Raw genomic sequence first — 21064 nt, 5'->3', positions numbered from 1 at the left:
ACTAAAAAGCAATTACTGAACACTAACTAATTTTGGATTTAACCAATCGTCCATCTTATCAAATAGTAAATCAAAAAGACTTCTACGTGTTAGAGTATATCGAGCAGTAAGTGTCATCCCGTTAGTAGCACGGGTCGTATATCCTGATTTAAGTTGTAAAATGGGAGAGTTTAAAGCACAACGTACTTTAAAAAAAGCTTGATTTTCTTGTAACGTAATATTTTTATCAATATCGATTACTCTTCCTGTTAATAAGCCCCATTGGTTATAATTAAAAGCATCCATTTGAAACTTTACTTCTTGATTCTTATGTATCAAACCTATATCATTTGGGCTAACCGTACATTCTACTAACTGTTGATCGATTGGAGTAATAACGGCAATGGGTTGCGACGGGGTGAAAAAAGAACCTACTTGCACACCCGAAAATTCGGTAATTACACCTGAAACTGGTGCAGTAACATAATAGTTTTTGGATTCGGTGGCTATTTTTTGTATCGTCCCGGTTAGATTTTTAGATTGAACCGACAGTTCCCGGTGACGATTTTGCCACTGTGCCTTTTGACTTTTTTCTAAAACAGCTACAGCTTGTTGAGCTGTTTTGGCAGCATGAAGGAATTTTTCGAATTCACTTGCGGAGATAACCCCTTTATCAAACAGTTTTTTCTGACGATCATGCTCTTGCTGGGCAAAATGATATTTTTCAAGTAACTCATTCCGACGACTGGTATAACTGTACCATTCTTGCACCATAACAGCTGTACGCAACTGCTCACCTTGTCCTGCTACAGCTTGTTGCAAATCGTTCAATAAAATTTGATTATCGTTAACAGTGGCTTGGGTACTGGCTTTTTCTGTTTGTAAATTATCTTGCGCTATTTTTACTAAGGTATCCCCTTTTTTTACCAGTTTGTTATTTTTTAGTAAGCAACTTATAATCTTGCCACTCACTACTGTTTGCAAAGGTACTTTATCCTGCTGACTACGAATAATACCACGGCTCTGGCTGCTTATGTCTACATAAATAAATGGCAATGCTCCTAATACAGCTAGTACTACAGCTACCATTAGTATATATAAAGACTTACTACGTGTCGTATTTCGCGAAATAAGGGTTTCTTTGGTGTGAATAGGGTCTAGACTTAACATTATTGTGTAATTACTTAATAAAAATTTATGAAGCTGCATAATATATACACAGCTTCAAATAAAATATCTGATAAAAGCAATATTAATAATGCAATGATTTCCCGTATTTATATCCTAAATAAAAAGCAAATAAACATATATATACAAATTTTATAAGAGCATTATGATTAATCTTTAGATCTATCTTTTTCATTTTATCAGAAATTTATAAATTAATTATGAGAACGTTCTTTTGCATCCTTTCCTATTTCGTAACCAATTGCAAACAATGCCGCACATAACCCTAAAAATTCTATAAGACCTCCTTCTGTTTTAACAAGTTCTTCTCTTGATAATTCTTTTAAATTTTCCATTTTAATCATTAATTATTTTTATATCCAACATAAACACCTACTAAAAGGGAATCCATAAGAATCATTGCGCCCCATCCAGCTAAAATAAGTGGAGCAATCCCTCCCTCAACGTTTTTCAATTCCTGAGCATTCAGCTCCACAACATTTAAATTTTTCATAAATTTGTTTTTTATATTATTCGCAGTCTTAGTTGTCGTCCAAAACAAATGCTAAGGCTGCTTTTTTTATAGTCTGTTTGTTCACTTCCTTTTTGGTAACAGACTTTTAAACCCAAAAAGTGTTTTTTTGTTATTATTGCAGATTTCTAAAACATTTTTAAAGATGTTTTTTTCTAACCCGCACTGTGCATTTGACCAAAATCATTATTTTCTAAATAAGCAGCAATACTATTAAAAATTAAATGTGCTCTTGCTCCTAAATCACGAAAAAAACCACCACCTGTTATTTTATACAACTCTTCTGTTGTCAATTCTTTAATTTCCATACTTTTTTATTTATTAAATATTAATGCCATAATAACAATAGCTAAATTATATAATGAATGTAATTGTAAACTAATTGCAAAGTTCCTTTCTAATCTTACTTTTGTAAAAATGAGACCAATAATTAATTGAGGTAAAAAGAGAAATATATTTTCAATCATTGTCAACTTCTGTAATTCATCTATTCTATAATTATCTATGTGGATTAAGGTAAAAGATAATACTGACAATACAATCAAAAGTCGTTTTATTAATTCAATTTTCAGCTTTACAATTTGAAAAACTAATAAAAAAAACATGAATGAAATACTTATCAATTTCGTGAAAATAAGTTTAGAAGTTACCGTGAAAATTGCTAAAAAAAATAAACTTATCAAATAATACCTACTCTTTTTCAGAGGTAGTCGAAATGCTATTTCCTCGAGTATTGGGCTCAATATTAATGCACCTAAAATAAAAAGAAAGGGGTTGTTGAAAAATTGATTTTCAACAGCATGTTCATCTGGTTCCTTAAGATGAAATACATTTTTAAAAATTTCAATAATAATTACAGATGCTATACACAAAGAAAACTTACAGAAAAGATATTTTACACTTCTAGTTTTCTGGTCAATTCCATTCAAATTTACCATTTTTAATTACCAACTACCTCCAGATCCAGATCCATAGCTATGAACTGAATTCCATCCGCTTTTAAAATCATCGATAGCATCATAAATACCTGCTGCTTCCATTATAAAATTAAAAGCTTTTACATACTTATTTCCCCCCTCAACGTTTTTCAATTCCTGAGCATTCAGCTCCACAACATTTAAATTTTTCATAAATTTGCTTTTTTATTATTGGCAGTCTTAGTTGTCGTCCAAAACAAATGCTAAGGCTGCTTTTTTTATAGTCTGTTTGTTCACTTCCTTTTTGGTAACAGACTTTTAAATCCAAAAAGTGTTTTTGTTTTTCGTTTACTTAGGAGAAAAACCATCCAAGAGTAGTAGCTACTTACTGTTTTTATTTACTTGAAATTCTTTGAATGTGCAAAATTCAATGGCAATTTCAATAAAAATACAATACTAATTTCAGTCACTTACTTGATGCAATACTCCAAAATTAAATTGACGATATATTGAATCAATGCTATTAAAAATGCTAACATTTGTCTTTTTTTATTTATTAATTGTAAAATATACTATTTTAATCCTAAAAGCTATTACGTACAAGCTAAAGGCAATTTTCATAAACCTAAAAGGTATTCATTTGAAGCTAAAAGCTATTATTTAATACCTTTTAGGCATTATTTAGAAGGAAAAAGCTACGCTATAGGAACTCAAAGCTATTAGGAATAGGCTTTTTGCTTATTATAGTAAGTTATAAGCTCGTATTTCATCTACGTCTTTTACTAAAACGTTGGCTTAAATCTTCATAAATTGGTTTGGCAGTTGGTATTCCTTTAGTATGCGCCTCTTTTACCTGACCGTAATATAATAAAGCACTATATATAGCTTCGCTACCCGCCAACATTACCGTGTCATTAAGATCACGTGTAAGTTGTTCTGCTATATTGGCTAATGGAGACAGTTGGGTTACTACCGCTTCGTCTTTTAAAAATTCCGTTTTGTCCATATAAGTGGGAGCAAATTCAGGATTAGTTTCTAAATACGACTTTACCTTTTGAGCAGTTGCCACTGTTTTATCCCCCATCTTAAAAATTTCCATGCGCTCCGTAGGAGTAAGCCCTTGCAAAAAAGGAGCTAATAACCTTTTGCATTCTTTCAGTTTAGTTTGCACTTCGTCTAAAACACTTTGTGGTATTTCAAGACTGATTTGATTTTTTATCCCCATAGTTTATGTTTGTTTTTTGATTGCCTAGTTAGTTTAATTGTTTGAATATCTCCACCCAATCGACAAACAATCCTGAAAAAAGTTTAATAGACTTTCTTGCTTTTGTATCTTTGTTGCAGAATTGCGATGCAAAGTAATGGGAGGAGATTGGGTTGTGCAAATCAACATACTCGAAATTCAGGAATTCTAGGTCGAAATTCAGGAAAAACAAATTTACACGACAAACATATCGCTGAAAAACAAGAATTTAACCTCTTAATTAAATTATCAAATTCTTTTTTGAATTTTGGCAAAATATATAAAATGAAGCATTTATACTCAATTATTTTCCTTGTTATACTATCAAATTATAATATAACAAAGGCACAAAGTAAAGAAACCAATTTAGCCAAACTAAATTTTAATAAATTAAACGATCTTTATTATGATAATGCTAGCAATGAAAAATTGCGTTCTAAAATATTAAAGATTTATTATAATAAGGCTGTAAAAAGTGATAGTTCAATTTATGTGGCACAATATTATTATATGTTGTTATATAATAAACCTGCTTCAGTATCCATCAAATATTTTGATAGTGTAATTAAATATACTAAAGGTTCGAAAAGTAAATTTTTTCCATTTACAGGATATCGAGAAAAAGCCTTTAAATTGATACAATTAGGCAGGTATAATGAAGCTATGGAAAATTTTAATCTGGCTGTAAAAGAAGTAAAAAATAAAGACCTTGATTTATATTATAGAAGTCGTTTAGATATAGCAACTTTTATTTCAGAACATTATGGTGATGTAATGGAAGCTTTGCCTATTTATAAGGAATGTTATAATTACAGTAAAAATCAGAAATATGAGGGAAATAATTTTTCATACTTGCATACTAATGTTTTATTTTGCCTAGCTGACGCTTATAGAAGTCTTAAAAAGACTGATTCTTGTTCATATTACAATAGAATAGGTTACAAATTAGCTCTAAAGACAAATGATGAATATTATAAATACCTTTTTGTATTAAATGAAGGTTCAAATCAGATAAACAAAAAGAAATACAAAATTGCTTTAGACAGTATAAATAAATCATTGCCTAAGTTTATCGAATTTAAAGACAGTACAAATGTTATTGCTGGCTATTATTATAGAGGTAAAGCTTACGAAAAATTAGGGCTGAAAAATCTAGCAGTAAAAAACTTTCAACTGGTAGATTCTGTATATAGAAAAACTAAATCTATTTTTCCTGAATTTACAGATGGTTACACCTACCTAGTTGATTACTATAAAAAGACTGGTGATAAAGAAAACCATTTGAAATATTTAACTCAATTAACCTCTATTGATAGTCTAATCAATAAGAAAAATCATTTATTAAATAAGGTTATCATCAAGAAATATCAAATACCTAATTTAATTGAGAAAAAAGACACCACCATTCAAAGTTTAAAAAGTAACTATATTATAGCAATCATAATTACTATTTTATCTATTTGTTTCGCATTAATTCTTTTTCTGAATAATAAAAAACAAAAAAGACTGTATAAGCAGCGTTTTCAAGAATTATTAAAGGAATTAGATAAAAAAGCAATTATGGCTGAACCAGTTGCTCAGAATAAAAAAATTATAATTGAAGAAAATGAAAAAGAAATTGGTATAAATGAAGAAAAGCTAAACGATATTTTAGAAAAACTGACTGCCTTCGAAAACGAGAAAGGGTTTTTAAGAATTAATTTGACCATTCAGAATGTAGCAGATGAATTTCAAACAAATACAAAATATGTTTCGAAAATCATTAATGAGTACAAACAAAAAACATTTATACAATATATAAATGATTTGAGAATAGACTATGCTTTAACAATTTTACAAAAAGATACCAAAATAAGAAGATATACTATACTAGCTCTTGCTAATGAATTTGGCTTTAACACGGCAGAATCTTTTTCCAATGCTTTTTCTAAAAAAACTGGAATAAAACCAAGCTATTTTATCAAAGAATTTAATAGCTCTCAAACATCAGTAAATTAATGAAATAAAAATGAGTTAAACTCGGAATTCAGGAATTTCGAGTTTAACTCATTTAATTTAAAATTAACAATAGATATTTTTGCACGAAATATTATTTAAGATTCTATGAAAAAAAAATCAAATTCAATTTCAAAACTTATGTTAAACAAAGTTACTGTTGTGGAATTAAACAGTAAATCATTATTAGAAATAAATGGAGGTGATCGTGATAATACAGGTCAAACAAGTGGTAATGACGGTCAATCTACGAGAGCATGTAAAACTATTTACGAGATACCATTTAATTAATGATCCAAATTTAAAAGTTATTTTTCAAGCTATTTAATTTGAAAAATAACTTTTATAAATTATGAAATAATGAAAAAAATATATTTGGCGTTTTTATTTAATATCAGTTTAGTATTTTCACAAAATTGTACTATTCAAAAAAATTCAATACAAGAACAATACTTCAACATTAAAATAACAGATGAATACAGAAGTTTAGAAAAATTGGATGATAGTACTACAAATTGGTTAAAATGTCAAAACGAAAATTCTAAAAACGTTTTATCGCAAATAAAATCAAAAGATAGTCTTTCTAAGACTTTTTATGAACGAGTAAAAGCAAGAAAAGATCAAACTTTTTATTTAACTTTTAAGAATAATGATCATTACTTTTTTTGTAAAAAACGAGTAGGTGAAAATTATGCAAAGTTGTTTTTAAAAAATCAACAAAAGGAAGAAATACTTATTTATGACCCTAAGAATTACAAACCAGAATTAGGCAAACAATTTGTAATCAGTTTTTATCAGCCTAACAATAAAGGTGATAAAATAGCCATTGCCTTGACAGAAGGAGGCAAGGAGGTGTCAGATATGATTATATACGATTTAGCTACTCACACTTTGTTGTCCGATGTCATAGAAAATAGTTGGCCATCAGAAATGGGGGGTATAAGCTGGTTGCCTGATGATAGCGGTTTTATTTATACAAAAATGGCAAGTAACAATAACAATGACCCTGATTTTTTATTAAATTCTAAATCTTGTTTACATTTACTAAATTCACAAGGAAAAGACAAAGTTATTTTTTCTAGAATTTCAAATCCCGAAATTAACATTCAAAAGGAAGATTTCCCTATTGTTCAAATTAAAGAAGATTATTTGATAGGTTTCCTAGGTGGTCCTACAGAATACAAAGATTGTTATTATACATCATTAGAAAAATTAAATGAGAAAAAATTAGACTGGAAACCTTTGTTTAAAAAAGAAGAAAAAGTGACACCTAATTATTTTGTCAAAGGGATGAATATTTTTTTCATGGTTAATAACAAAGAAATATTGATTCAATCATTAAATGATAATGAAAATTCAAAGAAAAAACTTGTTGTAACTACGAAAAAAGAGGAATATCTAAACAGTATTCTTCCCACAAAAGAAGGGTTTTACTATTCGACGCTAAAAAATGGCATAGAAGCAAAATTATATTTTTACAATGGTAAAAAAAGTAAGGAAATAATTTTGCCTTTCAAAGCTGGTGATATTTCATTAGAGAATATAGATGCGACTAAATCTGAATTATGGGTTTATTGTTCTGGATGGACTCAAAGAACAAAGATTTTTAAATATGATTTAAAAACTAATACGTTCACAGAAGAAAAAATCAATGAGGAGAACACCAAATATAATGACTTAGTGGTAGAAGAGATTGAAATAAAGACGCATGATGGTTTGTTAATGCCTATTTCAATAATAAGACAGAAAAATATCAAGAAAGACAAGAAAACAAGAACCATTATTGATTCTTATGGTGCTTATGGTTCAATAGGAGCACCCACTTATTCTGAAAACATGCTTGAATGGGTGTATAATGGTGGGATGTATGTTTATGCTCATGTGCGAGGCGGTGGCGAAAAAGGAGATGATTGGCACAAGGGAGGTTATAAACAAACAAAACCTAATAGCTGGAAGGACTTGATTAGTTGTGCTGAATATTTAATAGAAAAAAAATACACTTCTCCAAAGCATTTAGGCGTTTTAGGAGTTAGCGCTGGTGGTATAACTGTAGGAAGAGGAATTACAGAACGCCCTGATTTATTTAAAGCTGCTGTTATAAAAGTTGGAATATTAAACCCTTTACGTTTAGAGACTACTCCCAACGGAGCTAATAATGTAAAAGAATTTGGAACCACGAAAATTGAAGAAGAATTTAAAGCATTATATGAAATGGATCCTTATTTACATTTGCAACCAAATACAAATTATCCTGCTACTTTACTCACAGCAGGTATGAATGACGCAAGAGTTCTATACTGGCAACCTGCTAAATTTGTAGCAAAAATGCAAGTTTGTCAAAAAAATAATAATCCTGTATTGTTTAGAGTTAATATGGATGGTGGTCATGGAAGTGGTGTTACAGTAAATAAATCACTGGAAGAAAATATTGATGTTTACACTTTCTTTTACTGGCAACTAGGACACCCTGATTTTCAGGTTAAAAAGTAAAATTCTATAAACACAACCACCCTAAAAAGAGGCTGTCAAAAAGACAACCTCTTTTTAGTAGCAACATTTCAGAGACAAGTATCAACTATTTTAGCCTAATGAAAAACTACAGTTTCATAAACACCGTAACTGTTCGTAATCCTATACAAGACAAACAGCTTGATTTGAGTTGGGAAAAAATAGTAGCCCTTTTTTCAGAAAAAGCTCATAGAGAAGCGCTGTTTTTAGGATCGCCAGCGGTTTATGATACTTTAGTAGCTTGGGAAAAAGGAGCAAATACTTTAGAAACTATTGCTATAGAAAAATTAAAAATTACCCTCTATAAGTATGCCTCTAGATTAGCGAATCGAGCTACCCCATTCGGGATGTTTGCCACAGTGGCAGCTGCAACTATCAGCGCAAACAGCGCTTTAGCCGTCCAAAATAGTACATTAGGAAGGCATACAAAACTAGATATGTTTTTTTTAGGCAGTTTGTTGCCTATCATTACAAAAAACGAGGATATCCGAAGTGTCTTACAATACTACCCTAACAACTCTCTGTATGAAGTGGTAGATAAATACAGGTATGTAGAGTATTATTTTAAAGACAATGTACGGTTTCATAAAATTTCTGAAGTAGAAAAAACGGAGTACCTAGAAGCAGTTTTGACTATTTCTAGAAATGGGACTTCCATAAAGGCGTTAATCGAATTGCTTGTAGATGAAGAGGTGACAGTAGAAGAGGCAAAAGAATTTATTGATACGCTAATTGAAAATCAGTTTATTGTAAGTGAACTAGAATTTACCGTAACTGGGAAAGACTATCTCGAAAAACTAATTGACACCTTCCGCGAAGAGCGTTTTGCTTTTTATGAAGCAACAGTTATCAGCAAGCTAATTACTACCCTCAAAGAAAAAATAACAGCACTGGATACAAACGGCACAAATACTAGTGATGTCTATCTCGAAATTTACAACCTCCTTCGTAATCAAATAGGTAACGAAGTAGATATTGCTAAACTTTTCCAAGTAGATAGTTACAGAAAAATGACTGGTAGTATAAGCTTTAAAACACTAAAAAGTCTAAGAAGTGCTATTACTGCCTTAAATAAATTACAGTCTAGTCCAGAAAATGGCACTTTAAAAGAATTCAAAAAACGATTTTTAGAGCGGTATGAAGAATACGAACAACCACTGGCTGCAGTTTTAGATCCAGATATTGGTCTTGGATATGCAAAACAAACGGGTGCCAAAACACCTTTATTAGACAACCTAGCCGTTATCCCTCATAAACAAGAAGAAAAGCAACTCCTTTTTGACAACAAAAAAACATTTCTGTTAAAAAAATTATGGGTTGCATTGCAAAACAATGCTACAGTTATTGAAATTACAGATGAAGAACTGAAGGATTTTCAAGAAAATGAATTGCTATATCCAGATACCTTTTCGGTTTTTACCAACATCTTTACCGAAGCGGGCAACGAAAAAATCAATTTAAAATCGGTTTCAGGTACGTCTGCTAATGCGTTAATAGGACGATTTACCCATCTGGATGCTAACATTTTAGCCTTAGCCAACGAAATTTCGAGTCTAGAATCGCAATTAAATCCCGATAAAATCATTGCCGAAATTGTGCATTTACCTCAGGCGCGTACAGGAAATATTTTGTACCGAAATTTCCAACGCGACTATGAAATTCCGTACTTAGGAAATGCTTCGGTCCATCAAGAACATCAAATACAAATAGACGATTTGTATGTTTCGGTCAGAAATAACAAAGTGGTGCTTCGATCAAAACGGCTGAATAAAGAAATTATTCCGCGTTTGAGTAATGCGCACAATTATAGTGCTAATGCGTTGCCTATCTATCATTTTTTATGCGATATTCAAAACCAAGATACTTTTGGACTGAAATTTAGTTGGGGACCTTTACAAGCAGAATTTGATTTCTTACCTCGAGTACAGTACAAAGATGTACTTTTTGCACGTGCTACCCGGAATATTAAAAAACAAGATATAGAGACGATTCTCACTACCGAAGAATCAAAAATCGTAGAAGTCGTAAGAGCCTATCAAAAGAAAAGAAATATTCCTAATCTAATTTATAGTACACAAGGAGATAATGAAGTATTAATAAACTTCAACAACGCGTTAAGCTGCAAGGTTTTTTATAGTATGCTAAAAGGGAAAAACTTTTTGCAACTTAAGGAGTTCCTTTTTGAAGAAGATTGCATTACGGAGAAGTATTGCAACGAAATTATTTTAAGTGCTCATCGCAATGTTCCTACTACAATAGCTACAAGTATTGCTGATTTTACGTCAGAAGAAATTCCAGATGTAAAAGAGTCTTTCTCTATAGGTGACGACTGGTTGTATTACAAGTTTTATTGTGGCGAAAGAGCTGGAGAAGAAGTACTTACTAGAATAATCAATCCGCTGGTAAGTGAATTATACCATAAAAATCTTATTACAAAATGGTTTTTTATTAGATACAACGACACATTAGGTCATCATATCCGATTCAGAATTTTACTCAACGATTTGAATAACTTTACAGACTGTATCCAATTAGTCAAAAAACATACAACCGAATTTGAAAACTCGAAGGTAATCTGGAAAGTACAAACAGATAGCTATTTGCGAGAATTACAGCGTTATGGCCATTATGCTATTGAGGCGACAGAATCCTTATTTCATTATGATAGTTTTTGTACGTTACAATTTACAGCTATGATAGAAGGAGATTCGGGTGAAAAAATAAGGTGGTTGTTTGCTATGCTTTCTATCGATCATTTGATGAATGATTTCAGCATTTCGCTCGAAGACTGTGTAAAATTATTCAATGTAGCTAAAACCTCATTTGGAAAAGAATTCAACAGATCAGGTAAACTAAACAAAGACATCAATACATTATTTGCCGATAATGAACTCGAAATAGAACGCTTCTTGGATAAGAATAACATTGAAGAAATGTACGAACCTTTATTGCAAATTTTAGCAGTACGATCACAAAACAATATTCCAGTGATTGAAGTACTTCAAAAGTTTGATGCTCAAAACAAATTACCACGTCCGTTACACGAAGTTTTATTGAGTTATGTGCACATGATCTGCAATCGTATTTTTCTTTCTCAACATAGAAGACATGAAATGGTGGTTTATGATTTTATGTATAAATATTATAAAAAAAGAAGCTATTTAACCCCTATTACGTGTTAGAAATTTATTAGAAAAAAAAAGGATTTTGAAACTAAAAAAGATATTTTTTGTCCTCAAATTAAGTTCTTTTAAAAGTTTGCAATCTGGTCATTTGTAGAACAGGAAAATCACATACTCTAAATAATCTGACTTCTCCCTTGGGTCGAAGTGACAAAAGAGGTGTTACATTATGGCTTTTGCTCCCATATCTGCACAATTTTTTTTTCGTGCCTTTATATTTTATTTGTCTTTTCATCTTCACAACCAAGTCTAATACAGAATTTGGCTTTAAATCAATAAAGTATATTAAATAGCTAAATAATATTACTATCATCTTACCATTTATTTTTTCAACCACATCTAAATTACTTCAAAATATTTTCCGGGTAAAGGTCGTACTACTCCCTTTAGTTCCATATTAAGTAATAAAGAGGATAATCTAAAGACTGTTAATTGAGAATTTGCCGCAATATTGTCTAAATGTTCTTTTTCTTTTCCTTTTAAATAATCAAAAACAGATTGTTCTTCATCTGTTAGGGAAACAAAAAGTTGTTTTTGGATTGATCTTATTGATTTTTTTAAATCCCAATTTAAATGATAAACTAAATCTGTGGCATTGGTTATTAGTTGTGCGTTATTTGTCTTAATTAAATTATTACATCCTTTACTATACTTATCCGTTATTCTTCCGGGAACAGCAAAAACATCTCGATGATAATTATTAGCCATTTGAGCTGTTAATAAAGATCCTCCTTTTTCCGCACTTTCAATAACCAAAGTAGCCTCTGAAATACCTGCTACTATTCGATTGCGTTTTACAAAGTTTTCTTTATCAGGATTAGTTGTACTCCAAAACTCAGTTATAAAACCTCCATTTTCCTCCATTTTTTGCATATATTTTTTATGACATTTAGGATAAATTTGGTTTAAACCATGTGCTAAAACACCTATTGTTTGTAACCCGTATTCTATAGCATATTGATGTGCTACTATATCTACCCCATAAGCAAATCCGCTTACAATAATGGGATTTAGTGGAACTAGATCTTGAATAAAGTTTTTACAAAAATCAATCCCTTGAGGTGTTACTTGGCGTGTACCAACTATACTGATAATTTTTGGATTATCTAATCGTATATTTCCTGTAGTAAATAACAAAACAGGAGCATCATAACATTCTTTTAGTCTTGTTGGATATAAAGAATCCTGAAAATACCACACATTAATAGATTCTTTTAATAGAAATTTTTGCTCTTTTTCGGCTTTAATAAAAGAGCTTGACTTTTTTAAATTTTGTATTAATGTAGTTCCAATTCCTTCTATTTTGGCTAAATGGGTTGGTTTCGCTTTAAAGACTTCTTCTGCAGATCCACAATTTAATATCAATCTTTTAGCTATTATATCTCCTACTCCTTCTGTATTTAAAAGGGCTAAGGCATAAAATAAATCAGTATGTAACATGGCGTATAAATAATAATACTACAAGTTACACATTTTTTAAATTGTTGATAACATTTGTTAATAAAATTTTTATTTCGGCTTGTAATTTTTAATTTTGTTCCCAATAAAATGAAGGTAGTTTACGTTTATTTAATTCAAACAACTTGGTTTTTAAAAAAGAACCCTAGTTTTCACTCGAATTACCTCTAATAATATCATTTAAAATAGATGAATATCGAACAATATATATCCGAATTACTCTATCGTTATCAATGTGTAATTGTACCCAATTTGGGTGCTTTTCTAACTGAAACTATAACGACTACGGTACAAGAAAACACCACTACTTTTTTTCCTCCTAAAAAAATCGTTTCGTTTAATAGTTATATAAAAAATAATGATGGTTTACTAGCTAATCACATAGCCTTACAAGAAGGAATAAGTTATGTGGTAGCTGTAGCAAAATTGGATTCTTTAGTAAAAGAATGGGAGCAAAAATTGCAGAGACGTGAATTTATTGTTTTAAAAAATATTGGTATCTTAAAGTACAATATTGAAAATCATATTGTATTTGAAGCTTTTGAGCACACTAATTATTTAACCTCATCGTTTGGATTTACTTCATTGGTATCCCCTACTATTAAGCGGGAGGTACTAAAAACAATAGTTCCTCAGGAAACTATTACAATACTGGAGGAGGAAGAGAAAACGGAAACTACATTGACGTTGGTTCCTCAAAGGAAAAATCCTTTTAAAAATTTTCTAAAATATACAGCAGTCCTAACCGTAAGTATAGGAGCTGGAACTTTTGGATATTTAGGTTATCTAGAACAACAAGAACAATCTAAGTCGTTAATGGTACAAAAGGAAGTTCAAAAAGAAGTAGAAACTAAATTACAAGAAGCTACTTTTTTTATAGAAAATCCTGTTCCTCTTCATGCTGAAGAAAAAACATTAGCATTTCATTTAGTAGCTGGTTCTTTTAGAAGTTTATCAAATGCTGAGCGTACGGTGAATGAATTAAAAACTAAAGGGTTTTCTGAAGCTAAGATTATGCCACAAAATGAACAAGGTTTATTTCCTGTTTTTTATGGCAGTTATGCTACTTATACGGATGCACAACATCAACTAACTACAATTCAGGAAAAAGACAATCCCGAAGCTTGGTTATTAATAAAAAATTTATAATGCACAAAAAGGGATCTAAAAAGTTGCCATTTTATCATTTTCGACGAAATAGAGATTCGAACAAAGTGAATAGGTGGAGCAAATCACATAATTGTGACAATGTTACTTCTCTTGTCGTAGAAATAACAAACGAAATGTCTAGTTACTACTTTTTAGACACTCTCTTTTAATTTTTACACAACAAAAACATTGTATCTTTGCAAAAATTTTAAATTATGCAACCTAAATCCCCTTCAGAATCTCTAACTGTTATTACTGACTTAGTATTACCAGGTGAAACTAATCCATTAAATAATTTATTTGGTGGCGAACTTTTAGCAAGAATGGATCGTGCTGCAAGTATAGCTGCTAGAAGACATTCAAGAAGAATTACAGTGACTGCCTCTGTAAATCATGTTGCTTTTAATCGTTCAATTCCTCTGGGAAGTGTGGTAACTATTGAAGCCAAAGTTTCTAGAGCTTTTAACTCTTCTATGGAGATATTTTTGGATGTATGGATCGAAGATCGTGAATCAGGTAATCGAACGAAAGCGAACGAAGCTATTTATACATTTGTAGCGGTAGACGAAACAGGGAGACCTGTTGAAGTGCCTCAGATAATTCCTCAAACAGAAGAAGAAAAATTGCGATATGATGCTGCTTTAAGAAGAAAACAATTAAGTCTTGTATTAGCTGGAAAAATGAAACCAGATGAAGCTACAGAATTAAAAGCTTTATTTATTCAATAATAAATGCCCCAAAAAGTTACATTCTTTTTGGGGCATTTATCAAAATTTTTATTTTAATAAATATTCTTCCATATATCTTATTACTGCTAAACGCTGAAAGTCAACATTTGATTTTTTACGAAATCCATGTCCTTCATCCTTTGCTTCTAAATACCAAACGACATTACCTTGACTTTTTAACTTATCTCGCATTTGGGTAGCTTCGGTTACAGGTACACGTGGATCATTCGTACCTTGAATGATAAACATTGGTTTCTTAATTTTATTTGTATTATTTAAAGGTGCTATTTTATCTAAGAAATCATACATTTTAGGATCTCGTTCATCACCATATTCTACACGACGTAAGTCACGACGATAATCTTCTGTATTTTTTAAAAATGTATTAAAATTAGAGATTCCTACTACATCTACACTGCAACGAATTTTATCAGCATAGTGAAAAGCTGTCGCTAAAGTCATATATCCTCCATAACTTCCTCCCATAATCATAATACGATCTTTATCTAATTCTGGTTGTTGTGCTATCCAATCTAATAAAGCTCCAATATCCTGTACAGAGTCTTCTCTTAAAAAACCATTGTCTTTAGCTAAATAAGTTTTTCCAAATCCTGATGAACCTCTAACATTAGGATAAATTAGTACTATACCCATTTCATTTGTATAATAATTACTTGCTCCTAAAAACGATGCTAAAGATTGCCCTTCGGGTCCTCCATGAATATTAATCATTACGGGTCTTTTTCCAGTAAATTTTTTTGAAGCAGGGTAATAAAAGCCCGAAATTTTCATTCCATCAAAACTTTTCCATTCAATCAATTTAGGAATTGCCATATCTGCTTTTTGCATTTCACCTAACTCACTCTCTGTCCAACGTATTATTTTATTAGTTTTTAAATTTAGTTTATACACATCAGAAGAAGAGTCTGCTGTAGATTGTGAAAAGAAAATACTCTGACCATCTTTAGTAAATCGGACACTTCCTGTTAATCCTATTGGAAGATTAGGGATAATCTTAATTTGCTTAGTTGCCGTATCCATTAAATACAACTTATGTACCCCTCCTTCATTGGTCATAAAAACTAATTTTGTTTTATCTTCATTCAAATCATAACTTTCTACATCCCAAGGAATAGAAGACGTAAAATATGTAATTTTTTTATTTTCAAGATTAAATGTTGCTAAACGACGAAATTCATTATCACGATCTGTTGTAAACCAAATTTCGTTAGTAATTTTTGAAAAATTTGCATTTGTTTGTACCACTCCCTTATCTTCTCTATTCGTAACTTGTGTCAGTTTACCTGTTGATATATCTAACATCCAAATATGTGATTCATTAGCTGAAATACCTTCTATTACTAATAGCTTTTTTCCGTCTTCTGAAATATCTGCAATATTCCACCCTCCTCCTTTTACTTCCAAAATTAATTTGGTTGATGAAGGATCATTAGGATTCATATAATAAATATCACGATCGCCTCCATTGCGTTTTGTTGAAGAAAAATAAAATCCAACTCCTTCTTTTTCCCATATTATATTTCCATTTTGAGAACGTCCTCCATCTGTCAACAAATTTGATTGTCCTGTCTTTAGGTCTAACTTATATAATTGTCCAAACTCATTTCCTCCTGTATCACGACTATAAACCAAATACTCTCCTTTGGTTGGCTCATAAGATGCTGCAACAATAGGTTCTTCAAAAAAAGTAATTTGTTTACGAGCGCCTAAAGGTTGTATTACTTTATGTAATTGATTTGTTGAACCAAATCGAGTAGATATAATTACTTCTTCTTTTATAGGATGTATTGCTGATAAACTGGCTCCTCGTGTTTCTGTATATTTTTTAACCTTTTGAACTAATTCTTTGGATATGGGGGCAATGTTTTCTGTAATTAAATTTTCATTCGGTACAACTACATTTTTTTTGTCTTGTGCTATTGTATGAATCGCTAGGGAAAGCACGAACAACTGTAATGATGTTTTCTTCATATTTAAATATTGATTGATTTTTAAGTTAGGGAATATATATTATGTTGTATTATGATCCTTTTTTAATACCTCTATTAATAAGATAAATTCCAAGAATAACAACAACAACACCTATTAATAAAGTAATAGTAAAGGGTTCATTAAAAATAATTGCTCCTAAAATTACAGCAACAATAGGATTTACATAAGCATAAATACTACTTACTTCTGTAGGTAAGTGTTGCAATATATATATTAAAGCTATAAAAGTAGTAATAGAACCAAACACAACTAAATAAGCAATAGACCACCACGCTTGGGATGGAATTTGAAATAGGCTTATGGACGTTCCTGTAGCACCTGTATATGCAAAAAGTAAGATACTAGAAATAAGCATTTGGAGTCCTATACTGAAATAAGGATTAAAATTTTTTGCTTTCTTTTTAGTATACATACTACCTATAGCCCAAGTAATTGTAGCTAAAACGGAAAGAAAAATACCCAATTGAAAATCAGGTTTAATAAAATCCGTTAAATAATCAAAAAACACGATACATACACCACTAAAACTCACTAATAAGCCAACTACAGCTAATTTTGATAATCTTTCTCCATTAAAAAAACTAATAATTACGATCCATAATGGAAAAATAGCACCTATTACAGCTCCTAATCCACTGGAAATATATTTTACCCCCCAAGTACTCAGTCCGTTGCTCAGTACAAAGTTTAAAATACTCAAAATAAAAATAGTTCTCCATTGCTTGGCTTTAGGCCATGGAACTTTTTTAAACCAAAAATAACTTATATAAAAAAAGGCCGCTATAAACTGTCGGATAGCAGCTAATTGTAAAGCAGGCATTACTTTTACTCCTTGTTTTGAAGCCAACCAAGTTGTTCCAAAAAAAAAGCAAACCCATATAAGAGCTAAAATAGGTAATCCTAGGGATTGTATTTTTTGAATTAGTTTCATTAATAGAGATCTAAATTAAATTTGTATGATAATTCATTTATTAAAAAGATTGAATTTATTATTTTCCCTTGTGCTTTTGAGTTGACAAACTTGGGTATTTCTAATTTTTTTCTATTGCTTTTTTTGTATAATATTCTCTTCGTGTAGGATGAAATGGAGCGACAGCATTTAACGTCATTCCCCATATTTTATCTGAATTATTACGATTTACTATTTTTTCAATAATGGATAGAGCTTCTTTTTGATGGATTAAGTTAACTGGAGCTTCTGGATTTTCTAAGTTTTCTTTCCCTGCTAAATATTTTATAGGGTGCCTATCGCATCCTATCAAACCTCCAAAACGTATAACAGTTGTTTTAAAATTTTGATTTTTTTGTAATATTTGTTCTACTTCTAGTAATTGTTTACCTCCTTCTGTAGAAGGAATAGCAACATTATTTTCAGTTATGGTAACCAATTCAGACGTATCTCCATATACAGAAGTAGAACTTACAAAAAGGACTTTTGATATACCCGCCGCTTCTATATGAGGTATAAGGTGTTTTATTTTAATAACGAAATTTTCATGGTTGACCTTTCGCAAATTAAGAGGTATAGTAATAATTAAAATATCTGATTCTTCTAAAAATTCTGAAATAGTTCCTGTAATTTTATCTTCGGATAGTTGAATTAAGTAGGGTTTAACATTTAATTTATCTAAAATCTCTAATTTATCTAAAGATGTTGTGGATCCTTTTATTGAGAATCCTTTAAGGTTTAAACTTTCTGCTAAGGGTAATCCCAACCAACCACAACCTAAAATAGAAATTGTTTTATTTGTATTAATCATTTTTCAAGATTCTTTTTAACTAAAATGTAAAAATCATTTTCGATCGCTCTATATCCTTGATCATATAAGAAATAATAAATGTTACCCGTTTTAGTGGTATATATTGAAGTGAAATACTCAAAATCAAATCCTTTACTTATTAACTTCGTGCGGTTTATTTTAGTCTTACCGTCTGAATTAAGTTCAGTTAATACACGATAATTTTTACGAAGTTTATTGTTAATATTACGCATTAGATTGGTACAATCTTTATTCATGCGATTGTTATAAGCATTACGACATGCGTCAGTACAAAACTTTTTATCTTCTCGACCCATAAAGTTTTCATGGCATTCCAAACATTGTTTCATATCTATTGCTATTTTGTGATTATCTATTCAATCCAACTCTAATATTTTTTTAATTTGCTATTTCTTCAAACTTAAGGATATTAAATATATTCTTTTGCATCTGAAAAGCTTTTGGATAACTTCTTATACACAATTTACATCATAACTCACATATTACCTTCAAAAAAGATAAAAGAATTACATCTTTAAATTAATAAGCACAAAATATTTTTGTAATCTAAATAAAAAAACAAACAAATCACTATTATTCAAATAGTTATTGCTTTAAAATTAAAAATATAAAGATACTAAAAAATTATTTGTAAACGACAACAAATAATTACAACCGATAATAAATGATGAGAGACCGAATCATTATAAAAAAATGCTACAAATTTGCAATGTTGAATAAACGAAAGAATAAATGATTTTTAGATTAATACTAACATTAAATTTTAAACGCCATGAATGCATTAAGAAACAAAGTACAATTAATTGGTCATGTAGGACAAGAACCCGAAATTAAAATCCTTGAGGGAGGAAGAAAATTAGCTAAACTAACATTGGCAACAAACGAGGTATATTATAACGAAAATAAAGAAAAGGTAACGGATACACAGTGGCATCATATTACAGCTTGGGGGAAAACTGCTGAAATTATTGAAAATTTTGTCAATAAAGGCAAAGAAATAATGGTAGAAGGTAAACTAACTTATAAAAATTGGGAAGATAAAAATGGAGAAAAACGCAACTCAACAGAAATAGTTATAAATGAATTATTACTAATGAATAAATAAAAACTAGAGAGATTATAATTTAAATTGATATAGACACTATCCCACAAATTGTACTCATTTAAATTATAATCTCTAAATCTATTCCTAATATTTATCCGTTTTCTTAAGATCATTAGAATTACTGAAATACAAAATTAAAAGATGTTTTTAATTGGTTAATACTAGGCTAATTGCGGGTTCAAAAACTCGATTTTTTGTGGTAAAATCTGTTGTCTTTTTAAATTCTTTATACCAATTACCTCCATAGTATGTATAAATAAAATCTTTTTCTACAAAATTATAAAAAAGTAAAGGATAGTAAACCGTTTGTGTTTTTAGTGTACCATCAATGGCCATACTATTTTTAATCCATTTATTTTTTTCTATCAATAAACGTTCTACTGCTACAAATAGTCCTTCTTTTGGAAAAACAAGATTATAATCCGATAAATCAAAATAGGATTTTCGACTTCCTTTTTGACCTGAACAATCAAATCTTTTGTTAATAGCTCTTCACCCGGTAATTCACTAGAAGTTACCTTATAAAAATGTATTTTAACAGTAGCTGTTTCGATATTACTTTCTGTAAATAATCCAATTTTTTTTAAATACCTGTTTTTCTTAATTTTCGATTCATAAGGAAAATAAACAGCTTCTATTTTTGGTCCATTTTCAAATGCCTGAGCAATTCCTTTATTGAATGATAACTCAAATGTCTTTGTTTCCTTTTTATTCATAACAACCACTTCATTTAGTTCATAAGTAGTTGAAACAAGTTGTACTGTTTGAATAGCTGAAGATGATATTATTTTTTTTTCATAACCTAATGCTGAAAATACAATCATTTTTTCTTGTTTTATAGGCAAATAAAAACTCCCATCTTCATCTGATGTAGTACCTATAGTTTCATTTTGCACTCCAATATTTACATAAGGAATCGGTTGATTATCAAGATTAACCACCTTTCCTTTTACTTGAGCAGTAGCCATTGTTGTTGTTACTAAAAGGAATATTAATATTTTTTTCATAATTTAATTTAAAAGACTTTTTAAAATGATAAAAGTACAATTATCTTATGAATACTATTTCATATCACTTCCGTTTAAAAGGCTAAAAAACCAATATATCTTAAACTCAAATTCCATATTAGAAATCTAGTTTATTTCTTTTCTAATTTAACTTGGATTCTGCGTTAGAATTCAGTACAAATAAAAAATACTTTGAATTTAAAAAAACACTCATCTTTTGTCTTTAATTAGGTTGTCCTAAAAGGTCGGAATCTTTTCAATCATTCAAAGGAAAACTCGAAGTGAATAGATGAAGTCAAA

At 30.1% G+C, this 21064-nt stretch carries 21 protein-coding genes; 7 read left to right on the top strand and 14 right to left on the bottom strand.

Translation table 11 applies throughout. The annotated features are described in order from the left end of the window. Nucleotides 1-12: 12 nt before the first annotated feature. The 7 genes from JJC05_RS08865 to JJC05_RS08835 form a co-directional block, all read right to left on the bottom strand. A complete protein-coding gene (locus JJC05_RS08865; RefSeq protein WP_258928339.1) occupies nucleotides 13-1149 on the bottom strand; it encodes an HlyD family secretion protein in 1137 nt (378 codons plus the stop codon). Nucleotides 1150-1361: 212 nt separating this feature from the next. Next, on the bottom strand, nucleotides 1362-1511 hold the full coding sequence (locus tag JJC05_RS08860; protein WP_235877244.1) for a hypothetical protein: 150 nt from the start codon (nucleotides 1509-1511) through the stop codon (nucleotides 1362-1364). Beyond that, nucleotides 1511-1660 (bottom strand): class IIb bacteriocin, lactobin A/cerein 7B family, encoded by a 150-nt coding sequence (locus tag JJC05_RS08855; protein WP_235877243.1) that lies wholly within the window; start codon nucleotides 1658-1660, stop codon nucleotides 1511-1513. The genes JJC05_RS08860 and JJC05_RS08855 overlap by 1 nt, the downstream gene beginning before the upstream one ends. Before the next feature lie 173 nt (nucleotides 1661-1833). After that, nucleotides 1834-1986: a hypothetical protein gene (locus JJC05_RS08850; RefSeq protein ID WP_165764900.1), complete on the bottom strand. Its 153-nt coding sequence runs from the start codon at nucleotides 1984-1986 to the stop codon at nucleotides 1834-1836. Between the two features lie 6 nt (nucleotides 1987-1992). Further along, a complete protein-coding gene (locus tag JJC05_RS08845; RefSeq protein ID WP_235877242.1) occupies nucleotides 1993-2607 on the bottom strand; it encodes a CPBP family glutamic-type intramembrane protease in 615 nt (204 codons plus the stop codon). A 15-nt stretch (nucleotides 2608-2622) separates the two neighbouring features. After that, entirely contained in the window at nucleotides 2623-2808 is a 186-nt protein-coding gene (locus tag JJC05_RS08840; RefSeq protein WP_088393833.1) for a hypothetical protein, read from the bottom strand. Nucleotides 2809-3361: 553 nt separating this feature from the next. Then, entirely contained in the window at nucleotides 3362-3820 is a 459-nt protein-coding gene (locus JJC05_RS08835) for a hypothetical protein (RefSeq protein ID WP_235877241.1), read from the bottom strand. 303 nt (nucleotides 3821-4123) lie between these two features. On the opposite strand from JJC05_RS08835, the gene JJC05_RS08830 reads away from it, so the two are divergent. The 4 genes from JJC05_RS08830 to JJC05_RS08815 all read left to right on the top strand — a co-directional run bounded on the left by JJC05_RS08830 (nucleotide 4124) and on the right by JJC05_RS08815 (nucleotide 11523). Continuing rightward, nucleotides 4124-5836, top strand: a complete 1713-nt coding sequence (locus JJC05_RS08830) for a helix-turn-helix domain-containing protein (protein WP_235877240.1) — start codon at nucleotides 4124-4126, stop codon at nucleotides 5834-5836. 105 nt (nucleotides 5837-5941) lie between these two features. Continuing rightward, nucleotides 5942-6124: a class I lanthipeptide gene (locus JJC05_RS08825; RefSeq protein ID WP_258928328.1), complete on the top strand. Its 183-nt coding sequence runs from the start codon at nucleotides 5942-5944 to the stop codon at nucleotides 6122-6124. Between the two features lie 69 nt (nucleotides 6125-6193). Further along, nucleotides 6194-8323 (top strand): prolyl oligopeptidase family serine peptidase, encoded by a 2130-nt coding sequence (locus JJC05_RS08820; protein WP_235877238.1) that lies wholly within the window; start codon nucleotides 6194-6196, stop codon nucleotides 8321-8323. A 98-nt stretch (nucleotides 8324-8421) separates the two neighbouring features. Then, nucleotides 8422-11523 carry a lantibiotic dehydratase gene (locus JJC05_RS08815; protein WP_235877237.1) on the top strand — a complete coding sequence of 1034 codons (3102 nt, stop codon included), beginning with the start codon at nucleotides 8422-8424 and terminating at the stop codon, nucleotides 11521-11523. 339 nt (nucleotides 11524-11862) lie between these two features. Here the strand turns inward: JJC05_RS08815 and dprA are convergent, their stop codons facing one another. Continuing rightward, the gene (gene dprA, locus JJC05_RS08810) at nucleotides 11863-12963 is read right to left on the bottom strand and encodes a DNA-processing protein DprA (RefSeq protein ID WP_105196834.1); all 1101 of its coding nucleotides are present in this window, start codon (nucleotides 12961-12963) and stop codon (nucleotides 11863-11865) included. Nucleotides 12964-13170: 207 nt separating this feature from the next. On the opposite strand from dprA, the gene JJC05_RS08805 reads away from it, so the two are divergent. Together JJC05_RS08805 and JJC05_RS08800 are read left to right on the top strand one after the other, a co-directional pair. After that, complete coding sequence (locus JJC05_RS08805; protein WP_088393427.1) at nucleotides 13171-14130, top strand: HU domain-containing protein; 960 nt, start codon at nucleotides 13171-13173, stop codon at nucleotides 14128-14130. A 215-nt stretch (nucleotides 14131-14345) separates the two neighbouring features. Next, nucleotides 14346-14858 carry an acyl-CoA thioesterase gene (locus tag JJC05_RS08800; RefSeq protein ID WP_105196835.1) on the top strand — a complete coding sequence of 171 codons (513 nt, stop codon included), beginning with the start codon at nucleotides 14346-14348 and terminating at the stop codon, nucleotides 14856-14858. A 48-nt stretch (nucleotides 14859-14906) separates the two neighbouring features. Here the strand turns inward: JJC05_RS08800 and JJC05_RS08795 are convergent, their stop codons facing one another. The 4 genes from JJC05_RS08795 to JJC05_RS08780 form a co-directional block, all read right to left on the bottom strand. Next, entirely contained in the window at nucleotides 14907-16850 is a 1944-nt protein-coding gene (locus tag JJC05_RS08795; protein WP_105196836.1) for a S9 family peptidase, read from the bottom strand. Between the two features lie 49 nt (nucleotides 16851-16899). Further along, a complete protein-coding gene (locus JJC05_RS08790) occupies nucleotides 16900-17802 on the bottom strand; it encodes a DMT family transporter (RefSeq protein ID WP_105196837.1) in 903 nt (300 codons plus the stop codon). A gap of 100 nt (nucleotides 17803-17902) precedes the next feature. After that, on the bottom strand, nucleotides 17903-18631 hold the full coding sequence (locus JJC05_RS08785) for a Rossmann-fold NAD(P)-binding domain-containing protein (protein WP_258928321.1): 729 nt from the start codon (nucleotides 18629-18631) through the stop codon (nucleotides 17903-17905). Then, nucleotides 18628-18981, bottom strand: a complete 354-nt coding sequence (locus JJC05_RS08780) for a hypothetical protein (protein WP_235877236.1) — start codon at nucleotides 18979-18981, stop codon at nucleotides 18628-18630. The genes JJC05_RS08785 and JJC05_RS08780 overlap by 4 nt, the downstream gene beginning before the upstream one ends. Nucleotides 18982-19424: 443 nt before the next feature. Between JJC05_RS08780 and JJC05_RS08775 the strand changes: the two genes are divergently transcribed. Next, nucleotides 19425-19757: a single-stranded DNA-binding protein gene (locus JJC05_RS08775; protein WP_088393439.1), complete on the top strand. Its 333-nt coding sequence runs from the start codon at nucleotides 19425-19427 to the stop codon at nucleotides 19755-19757. 147 nt (nucleotides 19758-19904) lie between these two features. On the opposite strand, the gene JJC05_RS08770 is transcribed toward JJC05_RS08775, so the two are convergent. After that, on the bottom strand, nucleotides 19905-20126 hold the full coding sequence (locus JJC05_RS08770) for a hypothetical protein (protein WP_235877235.1): 222 nt from the start codon (nucleotides 20124-20126) through the stop codon (nucleotides 19905-19907). Nucleotides 20127-20140: 14 nt separating this feature from the next. Continuing rightward, on the bottom strand, nucleotides 20141-20764 hold the full coding sequence (locus JJC05_RS08765; protein WP_235877234.1) for a carboxypeptidase-like regulatory domain-containing protein: 624 nt from the start codon (nucleotides 20762-20764) through the stop codon (nucleotides 20141-20143). Nucleotides 20765-21064 lie beyond the last annotated feature (300 nt).

The sequence above is a fragment of the Flavobacterium davisii genome (genome assembly GCF_019565505.1).
GTDB classification, from domain to species: Bacteria; Bacteroidota; Bacteroidia; order Flavobacteriales; family Flavobacteriaceae; genus Flavobacterium; species Flavobacterium davisii.
Note: the sequence above shows the minus strand (reverse complement) of the source record. Positions and strands in the feature narration are given on the sequence as shown.

Excerpts from the sequence above, each read along its gene's own strand:
- JJC05_RS08865 (WP_258928339.1), bottom strand. The coding sequence starts at position 1,149 with ATGTTAAGTCTAGACCCTATTCACACCAAAGAAACCCTTATTTCGCGA.
- JJC05_RS08860 (WP_235877244.1), bottom strand. The coding sequence starts at position 1,511 with ATGATTAAAATGGAAAATTTAAAAGAATTATCAAGAGAAGAACTTGTT.
- JJC05_RS08855 (WP_235877243.1), bottom strand. The coding sequence starts at position 1,660 with ATGAAAAATTTAAATGTTGTGGAGCTGAATGCTCAGGAATTGAAAAAC.
- JJC05_RS08850 (WP_165764900.1), bottom strand. The coding sequence starts at position 1,986 with ATGGAAATTAAAGAATTGACAACAGAAGAGTTGTATAAAATAACAGGT.
- JJC05_RS08840 (WP_088393833.1), bottom strand. The coding sequence starts at position 2,808 with ATGAAAAATTTAAATGTTGTGGAGCTGAATGCTCAGGAATTGAAAAAC.
- JJC05_RS08835 (WP_235877241.1), bottom strand. The coding sequence starts at position 3,820 with ATGGGGATAAAAAATCAAATCAGTCTTGAAATACCACAAAGTGTTTTA.
- JJC05_RS08830 (WP_235877240.1), top strand. The coding sequence starts at position 4,124 with ATGAAGCATTTATACTCAATTATTTTCCTTGTTATACTATCAAATTAT.
- JJC05_RS08825 (WP_258928328.1), top strand. The coding sequence starts at position 5,942 with ATGAAAAAAAAATCAAATTCAATTTCAAAACTTATGTTAAACAAAGTT.
- JJC05_RS08820 (WP_235877238.1), top strand. The coding sequence starts at position 6,194 with ATGAAAAAAATATATTTGGCGTTTTTATTTAATATCAGTTTAGTATTT.
- JJC05_RS08815 (WP_235877237.1), top strand. The coding sequence starts at position 8,422 with ATGAAAAACTACAGTTTCATAAACACCGTAACTGTTCGTAATCCTATA.
- dprA (WP_105196834.1), bottom strand. The coding sequence starts at position 12,963 with ATGTTACATACTGATTTATTTTATGCCTTAGCCCTTTTAAATACAGAA.
- JJC05_RS08805 (WP_088393427.1), top strand. The coding sequence starts at position 13,171 with ATGAATATCGAACAATATATATCCGAATTACTCTATCGTTATCAATGT.
- JJC05_RS08800 (WP_105196835.1), top strand. The coding sequence starts at position 14,346 with ATGCAACCTAAATCCCCTTCAGAATCTCTAACTGTTATTACTGACTTA.
- JJC05_RS08795 (WP_105196836.1), bottom strand. The coding sequence starts at position 16,850 with ATGAAGAAAACATCATTACAGTTGTTCGTGCTTTCCCTAGCGATTCAT.
- JJC05_RS08790 (WP_105196837.1), bottom strand. The coding sequence starts at position 17,802 with ATGAAACTAATTCAAAAAATACAATCCCTAGGATTACCTATTTTAGCT.
- JJC05_RS08785 (WP_258928321.1), bottom strand. The coding sequence starts at position 18,631 with ATGATTAATACAAATAAAACAATTTCTATTTTAGGTTGTGGTTGGTTG.
- JJC05_RS08780 (WP_235877236.1), bottom strand. The coding sequence starts at position 18,981 with ATGAAACAATGTTTGGAATGCCATGAAAACTTTATGGGTCGAGAAGAT.
- JJC05_RS08775 (WP_088393439.1), top strand. The coding sequence starts at position 19,425 with ATGAATGCATTAAGAAACAAAGTACAATTAATTGGTCATGTAGGACAA.
- JJC05_RS08765 (WP_235877234.1), bottom strand. The coding sequence starts at position 20,764 with ATGAAAAAAATATTAATATTCCTTTTAGTAACAACAACAATGGCTACT.